This window comes from Kribbella sp. NPDC006257 (genome assembly GCF_040613535.1).
GTDB lineage: Bacteria > Actinomycetota > Actinomycetes > Propionibacteriales > Kribbellaceae > Kribbella.
Map to the genome: position 1 here is coordinate 72,202 of NZ_JBEXSJ010000038.1, position 13,970 is coordinate 86,171.

Annotated in this window: 13 protein-coding genes; 11 read left to right on the top strand and 2 right to left on the bottom strand. The window is 67.5% G+C overall.

Annotated features, from left to right (window positions below):
* Positions 1-16 precede the first annotated feature (16 nt).
* The 6 genes from ABZ004_RS33410 (at position 17) to ABZ004_RS33435 (ending at position 5,964) form a co-directional block, all read left to right on the top strand.
* A complete protein-coding gene (locus ABZ004_RS33410; RefSeq protein ID WP_355685269.1) occupies positions 17-1,474 on the top strand; it encodes a hypothetical protein in 1,458 nt (485 codons plus the stop codon).
* Positions 1,474-2,316: a hypothetical protein gene (locus ABZ004_RS33415; protein WP_355685271.1), complete on the top strand. Its 843-nt coding sequence runs from the start codon at positions 1,474-1,476 to the stop codon at positions 2,314-2,316. Before ABZ004_RS33410 ends, ABZ004_RS33415 begins: the two co-directional genes overlap by 1 nt.
* Positions 2,313-3,041 (top strand): glycosyltransferase family protein, encoded by a 729-nt coding sequence (locus tag ABZ004_RS33420; RefSeq protein WP_355685273.1) that lies wholly within the window; start codon positions 2,313-2,315, stop codon positions 3,039-3,041. The genes ABZ004_RS33415 and ABZ004_RS33420 overlap by 4 nt, the downstream gene beginning before the upstream one ends.
* A gap of 38 nt (positions 3,042-3,079) precedes the next feature.
* A complete protein-coding gene (locus ABZ004_RS33425) occupies positions 3,080-3,874 on the top strand; it encodes a class I SAM-dependent methyltransferase (RefSeq protein ID WP_355685274.1) in 795 nt (264 codons plus the stop codon).
* A 108-nt stretch (positions 3,875-3,982) separates the two neighbouring features.
* On the top strand, positions 3,983-4,327 hold the full coding sequence (locus tag ABZ004_RS33430; protein WP_355685276.1) for a DUF485 domain-containing protein: 345 nt from the start codon (positions 3,983-3,985) through the stop codon (positions 4,325-4,327).
* On the top strand, positions 4,324-5,964 hold the full coding sequence (locus tag ABZ004_RS33435) for a cation acetate symporter (protein WP_355685277.1): 1,641 nt from the start codon (positions 4,324-4,326) through the stop codon (positions 5,962-5,964). Before ABZ004_RS33430 ends, ABZ004_RS33435 begins: the two co-directional genes overlap by 4 nt.
* 4 nt (positions 5,965-5,968) lie before the next feature.
* Here the strand turns inward: ABZ004_RS33435 and ABZ004_RS33440 are convergent, their stop codons facing one another.
* Positions 5,969-6,592: a helix-turn-helix domain-containing protein gene (locus ABZ004_RS33440; protein ID WP_355685279.1), complete on the bottom strand. Its 624-nt coding sequence runs from the start codon at positions 6,590-6,592 to the stop codon at positions 5,969-5,971.
* An 80-nt stretch (positions 6,593-6,672) separates the two neighbouring features.
* On the opposite strand from ABZ004_RS33440, the gene ABZ004_RS33445 reads away from it, so the two are divergent.
* The 5 genes from ABZ004_RS33445 to ABZ004_RS33465 all read left to right on the top strand — a co-directional run bounded on the left by ABZ004_RS33445 (position 6,673) and on the right by ABZ004_RS33465 (position 13,000).
* Entirely contained in the window at positions 6,673-7,110 is a 438-nt protein-coding gene (locus tag ABZ004_RS33445) for a pyridoxamine 5'-phosphate oxidase (protein WP_355685281.1), read from the top strand.
* 27 nt (positions 7,111-7,137) lie between these two features.
* A complete protein-coding gene (locus ABZ004_RS33450) occupies positions 7,138-8,337 on the top strand; it encodes a hypothetical protein (protein ID WP_355685282.1) in 1,200 nt (399 codons plus the stop codon).
* A gap of 191 nt (positions 8,338-8,528) precedes the next feature.
* Positions 8,529-12,125, top strand: coding sequence for a discoidin domain-containing protein (locus ABZ004_RS33455; RefSeq protein WP_355685284.1), 3,597 nt, complete (start codon positions 8,529-8,531; stop codon positions 12,123-12,125).
* A 149-nt stretch (positions 12,126-12,274) separates the two neighbouring features.
* Positions 12,275-12,574, top strand: coding sequence for a hypothetical protein (locus ABZ004_RS33460; RefSeq protein WP_355685286.1), 300 nt, complete (start codon positions 12,275-12,277; stop codon positions 12,572-12,574).
* Between the two features lie 276 nt (positions 12,575-12,850).
* Positions 12,851-13,000, top strand: coding sequence for a hypothetical protein (locus tag ABZ004_RS33465; RefSeq protein ID WP_355685287.1), 150 nt, complete (start codon positions 12,851-12,853; stop codon positions 12,998-13,000).
* A gap of 108 nt (positions 13,001-13,108) precedes the next feature.
* Here ABZ004_RS33465 and ABZ004_RS33470 read toward each other — a convergent pair.
* Positions 13,109-13,970: winged helix-turn-helix domain-containing protein (locus tag ABZ004_RS33470; RefSeq protein WP_355685289.1), on the bottom strand; the 862-nt coding region annotated here is incomplete at its 5' end.

Genomic DNA, 13,970 nt, shown 5'->3' on the forward strand with positions numbered 1-13,970 from the left:
CAGAGAATTGACCACTGTGACACCTGATCGGTCCTCGCAAGACTCCGGCGGCGAGCCGCTGGCGCGGTCGGTGATGATCGCCGGGGAGATGCTCAACTGGTCCGATCTGCACCCGGAGGACGGGGCACCCGCCACCGGCGGGCCGATCCCGTCGAGCCTGCTCGATGCGGTCCTGCGGCCGGACCACAAGGTCCTGGTCGCCGGACCGCACTCGCTCGACGTGCTGGCCCTGATCGCCGGCCGGGTCACCTCGGTCGACGTGCTGGTCCGGTCCGCGCCGGATGCCGAGGAGATCGCCGACCAGCTCGAGAGCGACCCCGTGCGCGTGTTCTGCGGATCCCTCGACCACTTCGGCCCGGAGCACGGCGAGCCGCAGTACGACGTTGTGGTGGCCCTCGACGGTCTACCGCGCCTGGTCGGTCCGGACACTCTCGTCCTCTCCTGGGCCGATGCACTCGCGGCTTTGAAGTCCCGGCTGGCTCCGCAAGGACAGCTGCTGATCGCCGCGGCAAACCCCTTCGGCATCGAGCGCCTGGTGCTCCCAGGTGTGAGCAACACCGTTCCGTCCGACGAGGCCTGGCCCCGGGACATCCGCGGGAGTCTTGAAGCACCTGCTGGCCTCAAGGCAGTCCAAGCCGCACTAGGTGACTCCGGTACGGCGTACGCGGTCTACCCCTCGCTGGTCGAGGCGAAGGTCGCGGTGGTTGACGCCAGCAACTCGCTGGCCGGCGTAGTCGCGGCTAGGTCTGTCGCCGAGCTGTACCCCGACATGACACTGATGGATCCGTACCGCGTGGTGCAGGACGCCTTCGCAGCAGGACTTGGTGCCGAGCTGGCTCCCGGGTGGTACTTCGCCGTCGGCAGCACCGACCTCCCCGGCGTACTGGGTGAGGTGCCGGAGGGTCCTGGTGTGCTGCTGGAGGAGATTCTCCTGGCTGCGTTGAAGATCGACGACCACGCGGCACTTCGGCGTACGGTGCCTGACTACGTCGCCTGGCTGCGGTCCCTCGATGTGGCGGCACTCGCTTCGCCCGACAACGTGCTGGTCGACGGTACGGCGTACCGGCTGTTCGGCGAGAGCGAGCCGGTTGACGGCAGCGGGGACGCCCTGGTCGTCGCGCAGCTGGCGCGGTTCGTCCGCCGGTCGATGGAGTTCGCGTCGCGAGAGCCCTGGGCCGGCAGCGTTCATGACGTGACGGCCCGGCTGGCCTCGATGGCCGGAATCACTGTCACGGAAGAGCTTTGGGCATCCGTTGCTGATGGCAACGAGCCGGTGGCACCGACCGGGTACGCCGAGCAGCAGGCGACGATCGTCCGGCTCTCCGAGGAGCTGGCCGACGCGAGCGCGCAGGCGTCCTGGTTCGAGAGCCAACTGGACGGGATCCGCCGGTCGCGGCCCTACCGGATCGGCCAGGCGGTGCTGAACCCGGCGCGGGTCGTGGTGAAGCGCGTCCGCCGGACGACGGGTCGCTGATGCACCACGCCAACCACTTCTACGGCCACGCGCACATCATGGCCAGGTACGCCGGGGCGCCGACGCCCGGCGGCGACGCACCGCGGATCTGGGGCTACCTCCAACACGGCTGGAACATTCTGGACGGGTTCGCGTACAACACCGCGTTCGTCGACGGGATGCCGAAGTTCGTCTGGTCGGACACCGTCCGCCGGCGCGGCTGGTCGATGGGCCTGCGCAACTACGAGGTGATCGGCGCGGCCTGGCTCTACCTGCTGGAGCTCTACCCGGACCTGGCGAAGCCCGCGACCGACGCCGCCGGCACCATCTTCTATCCGTTCCACGGCTGGGAAGGCCAGAACGTGCTCGGCGACCACGGCCGGATCGTTGCCTCGATCAACGAGCACGAGACAGGCCCGATCACGGTCTGCCTGTACTGGAACGAGTTCGAGAACGAGGCCATCCGCAAGGTCTACACCGACGCCGGCTTCCGGGTGATCACGCACGGGTACCGCGGCCTGCACTGGCGCAAGACCGACGAGGACTTCCTGCTCAAGCAGCTCAAGGAGATCCGCAAGCACCGGCGGGTCGCCTCCAACCGGCTGAGTTCCGCCGTTCTGTACGGCGCGTCGATCGGCCTGCAGCCCGGTGTCTACGGTGACCCTATGCTGTTGGAGAACGAGCACCCCTCGTTCGGCGGCCAGGCGCGGATCAAGCGGCTGTGGCCGGAGATGAATCAGGCGTACGTCCCGCTCGACCAGGCGAAGGCGTTCACCGATCTCGAGCTCGGCGTCGACCACGTCGCCCGGCCGGAAGAGATCCGCGAGATGTTCCGCTGGAATACTGCAAAGGTTGCCTCATGAAGATCGGCATCATCACCCAGGCGCGGGCCACCAGCACGCGGCTGCCCGCCAAGGTGCTGCTCACCGCCGGCGGCCGGACGTACCTCGAGCACCACCTGGACCGGCTGCAGGCGACCGGCCTGCCGGTCATCGTCGCCACCACGACCAACGCGGCCGACGAGCAGATCGTGGAGATCGCGGAGAAGGCCGGCGTACCGGTGTTCCGCGGCAGCGAGCTGGACGTGCTCAGCCGGTACGCCGGCGCGATCCGCGAGCACGCGCTCGAAGGCGTCGTCCGGGTCACCTCCGACTGCCCACTGATCGACCCCGAGGTCGTTGCCGAGGGCGTCGAGGTGTTCGAGCGGGAAGCCGCCGAGAACCTGTACGTGTCGAACTGCCTCGAGCGGACCTACCCGCGCGGGATGGACTACGAGATCTTCTCCGGTCCGCGGCTGCTCCGGGCCGACACCGACGCGACGCTGCCGGCCGACCGCGAGCACGTCACGGCGTACCTGCACCAGAACCGGACCGGCGACATGCGGCTGGTGAACATGCCGTGGACCGAGAGCGGTGCGCAGTACCGGCTCACGCTGGACACCGAGGACGACCGGAAACTGCTCGCCACGCTGATCGAGGACTTCGGCGCGGCGGAGCTGAACGTGCACGATCTGGTCGCGATCATGGACAAGCATCCGGAGCTGCACGCGCTCAACGAGCACATCGAACAGAAGAAGCTCGGCGAGTAACGACGCTGCGGGGCGTGCCTACGGCATGATTTACGGTGATGACCACCGATGAATCAGCTCGCGCGCACTCGTTCGGTGCCGTCGCGGCCGCGTACGACGCGGGCCGGCCGACGTTCCCTGCCGACGCGCTGACCTGGATCCTCGGTCCCGGGCGGCTCCAGATCCTCGATCTCGGGGCGGGTACCGGCAAGCTGGCGGCCGTCGCCGCCGGGCTCGGGCACGACGTGGTGGCGGTCGATCCGTCCGAAGAGATGCTGTCGGTCTGCCGCCGGATCCCCGGGGTGGACACGATGGTCGGCGCGGCCGAGTCCATCCCGCTGGCGCATGCCTCGGTCGACGCGGTGATCGTCGGGCAGGCCTTCCACTGGTTCGAGCACGCCCGGGCATTGCCGGAGATCGCCCGCGTACTCCGCCCGCACGGCGTCCTCGGGCTGCTCTGGAACAACCACGACACGGTCGTCCCCTGGGTCCGCCGGATCCACCGGGCGATGATGGGCGAGGAGGCGCTGCCCGGCGCCGACAAGTTCGACCCGATGCCGATCCTGCTCCAGTCGGACCTTTTCGCGATGGTGGAGACGGCCCGGTTCCGGCACTGGCACGACCTGGACCGGACCGGCCTGCGGCAACTGGCCCAGTCGCATTCGCGGGTCGCCGTGCTGACCGAATCGCGCCGGGACGCCGTGCTCGAGCAGATCGACGCGATCTACGACAGCACCGCCCGGCCGCCCGAGCCGCTCCGGATGCCGTACCTGACGAGCTGCTACCGGGCCCGCCCGAGCGACCTCGCCAACTACCAGCGAACCCTCGACGCACCACTCGCTCCGCCGCTCTGAGCGGGGTTGTCAACTTTTTGCACCCGAATTGTTGCCGTCGCATTCGGTCACAAACGTGCAACCAGCCGCTAACGTGCACCTGATCGCAATCCCACTCGAGGAGTGCAGATGGTGGATGAGGAAGCGGGGCACGAGCGAGAGGCTCGGGCCTATGAAGCGGTGCATGAGGCGGCGGACTTCACCGAGCTGAAGCGCCGGTACAAGAACTTCGTCGTGCCGTGGACGATCGCGTTCATGGCCTGGTACCTGGCATATGTGGCCTGCAACAACTGGGCCCGTGACTTCATGAGTCACAAGGTGATCGGGCACGTCAACGTGGCGCTGATCTTCGGCCTGCTGCAGTTCGTCTCGACCTTCGTGATCGCCGCCGTCTACGGCCGGTTCGCGAACCGCAAGCTCGACCCGCTGGCGAGCGGGCTGAACGCCAAGTACAAGAGGGAGCGTAGAAGGTGACCGCGCTACTGCTGCCACTGGCCGACTCGGAGCCCGGCAACCAGGCCCTGACCATCTCGCTGTTCACCGCGGTCGTTGCCGTGACGCTGTACATCACCTGGTGGGCGTCCCGGCAGAACAAGACCACGGCGGACTACTACGCCGGCGGCCGCTCCTTCAGCGGCGCCCAGAACGGCCTGGCGGTGGCCGGCGACTACATGTCGGCAGCCTCCTTCCTGGGCATCTCCGGCCAGATCGCCCTCTACGGGTACGACGGCTTCCTCTACTCGATCGGCTTCCTGGTCGCCTGGCTGGTGGCCCTGCTGCTGGTCGCCGAACTGCTCCGGAACTCCGGCCGGTTCACGATGGCCGACCAGCTGGCCTTCCGGATGAAGCAGCGGCCGGTCCGGACCGCCGCATCGACCTCGACGATCGTCGTGTCGATCTTCTACCTGCTCGCCCAGATGGTCGGTGCGGGCTCGCTCGTCGGCCTGCTGCTCGGCGTCAAGGGCGACGGCGTGAAGGCCGCGGTGATCGTGCTGGTCGGCGCGCTGATGATCGTCTACGTGACGATCGGCGGCATGCGCGGCACCACCTGGGTGCAGATCGTCAAAGCCGTGCTGCTGATGTCCGGCACGCTGCTGATCACCTTCCTGGTGCTGCTGAAGTTCGACTTCAACCCGTCGAAGCTGCTCGGTGCGGCCGCGGCCCACTCGGGCAAGGGCGAGGCGTTCCTGCAGCCCGGTCTGCTCTACGGCAAGGACCTGACCGGCCAGATCGACTTCCTGTCGCTCGGCCTGGCGCTGGTCCTCGGTACGGCGGGTCTGCCGCACATCCTGATCCGCTTCTACACCGTGCCGGACTCCCGCTCCGCGCGGCGGTCGGTGCAGTGGGCGATCGGCCTGATCGGCGCGTTCTACCTGATGACGCTGGCCCTGGGCTTCGGCGCCGCGGCGCTGCTGGACACCGGCAAGGGCAGCGCGGTCGCCGCCTCGAAGGGCAACACCGCTTCGGTGCTGCTGGCCGAAGTCGTCGGTGGCGGGGCGGACTCGATCGGCGGTGCGATCCTGCTCGCGCTGATCGCGGCCGTTGCCTTCGCCACCATCCTCGCGGTGGTCGCCGGCCTGACGCTGACCTCGGCGTCCTCGTTCGCGCACGACCTCTACGTCAATGTGATTGCCAAGGGCAAGGTCACCGAGAAGAACGAGATCAAGGTGGCCCGGTTCGCGGCGATCGGGATCGGCGCGGTCGCGATCGGGCTGGCGATCCCGGCCCAGAAGCTGAACATCGCGTTCCTGGTCGCGCTGGCCTTCGCGGTTGCGGCCTCAGCGAACCTGCCTGCGTTGCTGTTCAACCTGTTCTGGAAGAAGTTCAACACCTCGGGCGCGGTCTGGAGCATCTACGGCGGCCTGATCTCCGCCGTCGTGCTGGTGGTCTTCTCACCGGTCGTCTCCGGCAAGCCGACGTCGATGATCACCGGCGCCGACTTCGCCTGGTTCCCGCTGTCGAACCCGGGCATCATCTCGATCCCGCTCGGCTTCCTCTTCGGCGTCGTCGGGACCTACCTGGGTCGCGACAAGTCCAGCGAGAACCGCTACAACGAGCTCTCCGTCCGCGCCCTCACCGGCGCCGGCGCGGAAGGCCCCGGCAAGCACTGATCGGTCAGCCGATCCGGAAAAGACGGGCGAAACGGTCGAGATCCTCGGCCGTTCCGCCCGTTTTCATCAGGCCTGTTCTGAGTGCCTCGGCGCCGTCGATCGCGCCGGTGAGGAGCGGCCCGATCGGCGCGAACGCCTCCACCACAGTGGCGTTCTCCAGCGGTCCGGTCTCCACAGTGAGCTCGTCGCGGTCGACGATCGCGTGGATGACGATCTCGCCGAACCGCAGCTCGTACTTCGCGCGCTCCTTGCCCGGCCGGAACGTCGAGCGCAGCGCCATCACCAGGATGTCCGGGGTGATGATCTCCCCCGGCCTCAGCTCCCCCAGCGACCGCGCACCCCACGCCCCGAGCGCCAGCACGACGGGCTCGAGGTCCGCGCCGTACGACGTGAGTTCATAGACGACCGCCCGTGCTTCGAGCCGGCGCTCGACCAGCCCGGCTTCTTCGAATTCCTTGAGCCGGGTGGCCAGCACGTTCGTCGGGATCTTCGGCAGCCCGGCGCGCAGGTCCGTGTAGCGCTTCGGGCCGACCAGGAGGTCCCGGACGATCAGCAACGCCCACCGTTCCCCGACGAGTTCGAGCGCGCGGGCGACCCCGCAGTACTGGCCGTAGGTCTTCGTCGTCATATTCCTGCTCTTCCTCCCTTTACAGACGTCTCAGTCTACTCCACTTGACAAAGCTTACTTGTTTTTATGAAGCTTAGTGCATGGCGAAGATGACCGAGCAAGAGCGCGAAGAGTTCCTGGCCGGCACCCACGTGGGCGTCCTGAGTGTGGCGGGCGGTCCAGGGCGGCCGCCGACGAGCGTTCCGACGTTCTATGCGTACGAGCCGGGCGGTGAGATCACGATGTTCACCGGCACGCAGCGGCGGGCGCCGAAGCGGATCGAGCTGATCAAGGAGGCCGGCGTGGTGACGCTCGTGGTGCAACGCGAGCAGATGCCACCGGCGTACGTGACCGTCGAGGCCGAACTGGTCGAGGTCGGGAAGCCCACACCCGAGCAGATGCTCACCATCGCCCGGCGCTACATGCCGGAGGAGCACGCCCAGGGCTACGTCCAGACCGAGCTCGGCGACCCGGAGAACATCGTCACCCTCTTCACCTTCCGCCCGACCCGCTGGTTCACCTCAGACACCTCCCGCTGACCCAGCCGCCAACTAGCGTGGCCGCTCGTGAATCGATTGCTTGCGGCGACAGTGGTTCTGTTCTTGTCCATCACCGGATGCACGAAGGGCGCACCGGTGGACGCGCCGAAAGGCCCAGCCGGGCAGGCATTCGAGATTCTCGCCGGGGGTGGGAAGAGCGCCTCGGCCGAGCGGGCGGTGGACCTCGAACTGAGCGGCACGGTGCGCGATCTGGAGGTGGCACCGGACGGTACGGCGTACCTGCTGATGTCGGACGGTGCTACCGCGAGACTCGAGCGGATCCGTCCGGACGGCACCCACGCCACGATCAGCCTGCTGAACGGGCGGCACATCGGCACCCAGCTCGCGGTCGGGCCGGACGGGTCGGTGTACGTGAATCTCTACTGGGGTGAGGAGAAGAAGGACGCCATCTACCGGATCCGGCCGGACGGCAGCCGGCAGCCGGTGATCACCTACAACGCCGGGGCAGTGGCTCCTGGCAACCGGTCGATCGGCGTCTTCAGCGCTTTGACTGTCGATCCGCAGGGCCGGCTCGTGTTCGCCGTGGACGTCAGCACGCGAGGAACGGCCGGCGTGCTGATCCGACGGCTCGAAGCGGACGGCACCGTCCGCACGATCGCCGGCCGGGCCACCCGATTCACCGATCTCGGCGCCGCCCAGGAGGCGACGCCGGCCGCAGTCCATCCACCGGCGAGCGGCAAGGCGCTGGACTGGGGTACGACAGCGGCGATGCACGTCCCGGAACTCGCCGCCCGGCCGGACGGCACGATCGTGCTCGCCACCACCGACCTGACGTCGGGCGCGTCCGCCCGGACGATCCTGGCCGTCACGCCCGACGGATCGCTGCGCGAGCTCGCCGAAGGCACCCCCGACGGCCTGCCGGTGGCCCCGGCGCCCTTCACCCGCGAGGGTGACGTGCGGAAGGTCGGCAATCTCATCACCGGCTTGTCGGCCAGCGGCGATCTACTGGCTGTCGCAACCATGAACGGGAGCGGCAAACCGCCTGCAGGCGGCAACTACGACTGGGCCGGTGAGCACACCGCCGGACAGCGGGCGGTGCTGGAGAACCTGCGCGGTTTCGAGATCCGGTTGGTCAAGCCGGACGGCTCGGTCAGTACCGCGGCCTTCGGCGACCGGTTCGCGCTACACGGCGACCAGCTGTACGTCGTCGTCCGCAATCTGGCCGGCGGCAGCCTGCTGCTCGGCCGGATCAAAATTCCCGCCTGAAGCCGGGCCGGATTCCCCGCTCGGAGGAACAGCCACGTGACGAACCGTTGACGCTCGCGTAGCGCTGCCGTAACAATGAGCCAGCGCTGCGCAAGAAGTTGACAAACTCTAAGAAACTTTCAGAGCAACCGTGCAATTTCTTGGCAGCTGGATCTCCTCACCACCCGCCCACCAGGAGAGGCCCGGATGCCATGAGAACCAAATCCCAGAAGTGGCGGCTGCTGGCCGCGTTGCTCGCCGGCAGCCTGGCGCTGTCGGCCGGCCCGATGATCTCCGCGGCAGCGCCCGGGACCACCGCCTCGGCCGCCGTCCTGGCCGGACCCAACCTCGCGGCCGGCAAGTCGGCCTCGGCGAGCAGCAACACCCAGAACTACACCTCGGGCAACGTGACCGACGGCAACCAGGGCACCTATTGGGAGAGCAACAACAACGCCTTCCCGCAGTGGGTCCAGGTCGACCTCGGCTCCTCGGTGAGCACCAACCAGGTGGTGCTGAAGCTGCCGACCTCGGGCTGGGGCTCCCGCAACCAGACCCTCGCCGTCCAGGGCAGCACCGACGGCCAGAACTTCAACGACCTGTCCGCCTCCGCATCGCGTGCGTTCAACACCCCGAACAACACCGCGACCATCGACTACGGCGCCTCCACCACCCGGTACATCCGGATCCTGATCACCGCCAACACCGGCTGGCCCGCGGGTCAGCTGTCCGAGCTCGAGGTCTACGGCCCGGCCACCGGTGACACCCAGGCTCCCACCGCCCCGGGCAGCCTGGCCTACACCGAACCGGCTGCCGGTCAGATCCGGCTCACCTGGAACGCTTCGACGGACAACGTCGGCGTCACCGGGTACGACGTGTACGCGAACGGGGCGCTCCGGACCAGCGTCGCGGGCAACGTGCTCACCTACACCGACACCCAGCCGGCCAGTACGGCGGTCAGCTACTACGTCCGCGCGAAGGATGCCGCTGGCAACCAATCACCGAATAGCAACACAGTCACCCGGCCCGGTAGCGGCGGTCCCGGCAGCAACCTCGCCGTCGGCAAGCCGATCACCGCGTCCGGTTCGGTCTTCACCTTCGTCGCCACCAACGCGAACGACGACAACGTCCAGACCTACTGGGAGGGCAACGCCAACCCGGCCACGCTGACCACCCAGCTCGGCGCGAACGCGGACCTCAGCTCGATCGTGATCCGGCTGAACCCGGACTCCGCGTGGGGCAACCGCACCCAGACCTTCTCGATCCTCGGCCGCGAGCAGAGCGCGACCGGGTTCACCACGATCGTCGGCTCGGCGGCGTACAACTTCAGCCCGTCGACCGGCAACACCGTGACGATCCCGGTCAGCGCGCGAGTGGCCGACGTACGGCTGAACTTCACCGCCAACACCGGTGCACCGGCCGGCCAGGTGGCCGAACTCCAGGTGATGGGCGTCCCCGCCCCGAACCCGGACCTGACCGTCTCGGGCGTCGCCTGGACACCGGCCTCACCGGTCGAGACCGACGCGATCACCTTGCGCGCAACGGTGAACAACACCGGCAACGCGGCCTCCCCGGCGTCCGGCGTGAACTTCTACCTCGGCACCACCAAGGTCGGCACCGCCGCCGTCTCCGCCTTGGCAGCAGGTGCTTCCACGACGGTCACCGCGTCGATCGGCGCTCGTGACGCGGGCAGCTACCCGGTCAGCGCAAAGGTTGACGAAGGCAACAGTGTCATCGAGCAGAACGACTCCAACAACACGGCCAACAGCGCGACCCCGCTGGTGGTCACACCGGTCGCGAGTTCTGACCTGATCGCATCCTCGGTCAGCTGGTCGCCAGGCAACCCGTCGGCCGGCAACACCGTGACATTCTCGGTCGCCATCAAGAACCAGGGCAGCATCGCCTCGGCTTCCGGTGCACACGGGATCACGTTGACGGTGCTGAACGGCTCAACCGTCGTACGGACACTGACCGGCTCGTACTCCGGTGCGATTGCGGCCGGCGCCACCACTGCGCCGATCAGCCTCGGCACCTGGCCGGCCGCGAACGGCCGCTACACGGTTCGCGTCGTACTGGCCGACGACGCGAACGAACTGCCGGTGAAGCGGACGAACAACACCAGCGAGAAGCCGCTGTTCGTCGGCCGCGGCGCGAACATGCCGTACGACCACCTCGAGGCCGAGGACGCCTCGGTTGGCGGCGGCGCGACCGTGATCGGCCCGAACCGGACCATCGGCGACCTCGCCGGCGAGGCCTCCGGCCGCAAGGCGGTCACGCTGAACTCGAACGGTTCGTTCGTCGAGTTCACCACCCGGGCGAGCACGAACACCCTGGTCACCCGGTTCTCCATCCCGGACTCCTCCGGTGGTGGCGGGATCGATTCGACCATCAACGTGTACGTCAACGGCACCTTCCACAAGGCGTTGCCGCTGACCTCGAAGTACAGCTGGCTGTACGGCGCGGAAGCCGGACCGGGCAACTCCCCCGGCGGCCAGGCGCGCCACATCTACGACGAGGCGAGCATCATGCTCGACTCCTCCTTCCCCGCCGGGACCAAGATCAAGCTGCAGAAGGACCCGGCGAACACCACCAACTACTCGATCGACTTCGTCGACACCGAGCAGGTGGCGCCGATCGCCAACCCGGGCGCCGGATACGCCGTACCGGCTGGTTTCACCCAGCAGGACGTGCAGAACGCGTTCGACAAGGTGCGTCAGGACACCACGCTGACAGGGGTTTATCTGCCGGCCGGTGACTACCAGACGACGGGCAAGTTCAACGTCTACGGCAAGCCGATCAAGGTGGTCGGGGCCGGACCTTGGTACACCAAGTTCCACGCGCCATCGACGCAGGAGAACAGCGATGTCGGCATCGACTCGCAGTCGAGCGCGAACGGGTCGACGTTCAGCGGCTTCTCGTACTTCGGCAACTACACCTCGCGGATCGACGGCCCGGGCAAGGTGTTCAACTTCGCCGGTACGTCGAACATGACGATCGACAACGTGTGGGTCGAGCACATGATCTGCATGTACTGGGGTGCGAACACCGACAACTCCACGATCAAGAACTCGCGGATCCGGGACACCTTTGCCGACGGCATCAACATGACGAACGGGTCGGCCGGCAACACGGTCAGCAACAACGACGCCCGGTCCACCGGTGACGACTCGTTCGCCCTCTTCAACGCGACCGACAACGGTGGCGGCGAGGTCCGGGACAACGTCTTCGAGAACCTCTCGGCGACGCTGACCTGGCGGGCGGCCGGCTTCGCGGTCTACGGCGGCACCAACAACATCTTCCGCAACCTGTACGTCGCGGACATGCTGGTGTACTCCGGGATCACGATCAGCTCGCTCGACTTCGGCATCCCGATGAACGGCTTCGGCGCGACCCCGCCGACGCAGTTCCAGAACATCTCCGTGGTGCGATCCGGCGGGCACTTCTGGGGCAACCAGACGTTCCCGGGAATCTGGATCTTCTCCGCTTCGAAGATCTTCCAGGGCATCAGAGTCTCTGATGTGGACATCGTCGATCCGACGTACTCCGGGATCATGTTCCAGACCAACTACGTCGGCGGGCAACCGCAGTTCCCGGTCGCCGACACGATCCTGACCAACGTCACCATCTCCGGCGCCCAGAAGAGCGGCGACGCCTTCGACGCCAAGTCCGGCTTCGGCATCTGGGCCAACGAACTCCCCGAACCCAACCAGGGCCCCGCCGTAGGCAACGTCACCTTCACCAACCTGACCCTCACCAACAACGCCACCGACATCCGCAACACCACCACCACTTTCACCATCACCCGCAACTAACCCTCCGACAAAACGGCGGGCGCCGGGCCTTCCCGGTGCCCGCCGGGCATTTGCAACTGCCCCGCCCTGCCCCTCAAATCCCCAACGCCACAAGGCTTCCCTCAGGCAACGGTCGACCTTTGCAGTCCGTTCGCCTGGGGGATCCACGCATGCCAATCCACGTCTTCGTCGACGAGACCAAAGCAAAGGGTCTCCTGATGGCCGCCGCGCGCTGCCCTGCAGGCGACCTCAACGTCAACCGCAAAGCCCTCCGAGCCCTTCTCCTACCAGGCCAGGAACACTTGCACTTCAACAACGAAAGTGATGCCCGACGAAAGAAGATCCTGGCCACGATCAGCGCATTCCACCTGCTGGTGGACCTCTATCAGACACAACGGCACGATGTCGGCGCCCGACAGCGGCAGATCCGCTCTTGTGGATTCCGGATGCGGTCGCCTGGTCCTGGATGAAGGGCGGCGATTGGCGGCGGCGCGTGTCGCCGTACTGCCAGCTGCGACCGACATGAAACGCGAGACCCGGCTCGCCCACCGTCCGGTAGGCTGCCGGGTCCACTTCGGGGGACTATTCTGTCCCGCGCATCGCCAACTATACGACCCGGATCACCAACTGTCCCTCATTTTCCTGGGGCAGATCGATCTGCCCCGGGATGCCCCAGTTTCTGGGGCTGGACGGCGTTTCGGCCTAGCAGGTAGGCGAGGACGCTGATGGCGGCGAGGGTGGTGGAGGTGAGGGTCAGGGTGCGGTCGAAGGTGATGTCGGAGTGGGCCGAGGAAGAAGATCGCCATCAGGGCGAAGAAGCCTGCCAGGGAAGCAGGAACGAGCGGATCGCGACCTCGACGCCGCCAGCCGAGCTCCTCGGACGGACGCGCGTGTGAAGACGGCTCGGCCTCAGCGAGGCTTCGCCGTACAGGTAGAGACGGCACGGTCCGACAAGGAACAGCCAGCGGAGGGTTCTCATCGCGGCTTTGGCTCGCGGCTGGAGGTCATGCCTTGCCTAGGCGGTTGGTGAGGTGGATTGCGGTGGGAGTGGTGAGGAGGCGGTGGGCGGTGGGGGTGAGGGAGTGGTGGGCGGTGCCGGCTGTTCGGTGGGTGGTGATGAGGCCGGCGTTGCGTAGTACGCGGGCGTGTTCGCTGGCTGAGGCGAGGGAGATGCCGGTGCGGCGGGCCAGCTGGGTGGTGCTGGCGGACGCGGTGAGGGTTCGGAGTACGGCGGCTCGGGTGCGGCCCAGCAGGTCGGCCAGGGCGTCCGTGGTGTCGTCGAGATCCGCAAGGGGGAGTTCGGCGCAGGGATAGACGAGGACCGGGCGGCGATGCGGCAGGTCGAGGAGCAGGCATTCGGTCGTGAGGGGTGACGGGTAGAGCTGGATGCCGCGGCCGTTCAGCTGCGTGTCGTACACAGGCGAGCAGTCCGATCCGTACGTCGTCAGCGTCTGCCCGGACCAACTGATGTCGGGGTGCAGCGTCCCGAGCAACTGGTCGAGCCCACCATGCAGCAGGGACCGCGACCTGATCGCGAGGTCGGCGCCGTGATGCTGCTCCAGCTCAGCGGCAGCAGGCGCAAGGACCTCGGAATGAAACGCCCGTACGGCGTTGCCGAGCGCGCGCCGTGCCCCCGCCCGGCCGGCCAGCAGGCCCTGCATGAACCGATCCGGCTGCGGTATCCACGGCCCGAGCTCGTCCTGGATGAGCTCTACCGGCGCATCCATCAGTACGTCGATCGCCGCGTCCAGCCCCGGCGCGCCGACCTCGGGCGTGAGGAAGTCCGGGAACTGCCCGGTCGGCGCGAACAGCTTGAACAGCTGACCCAGCGTCGGCCGGATAATCCGCACAGCCTGCCCGCGCCAC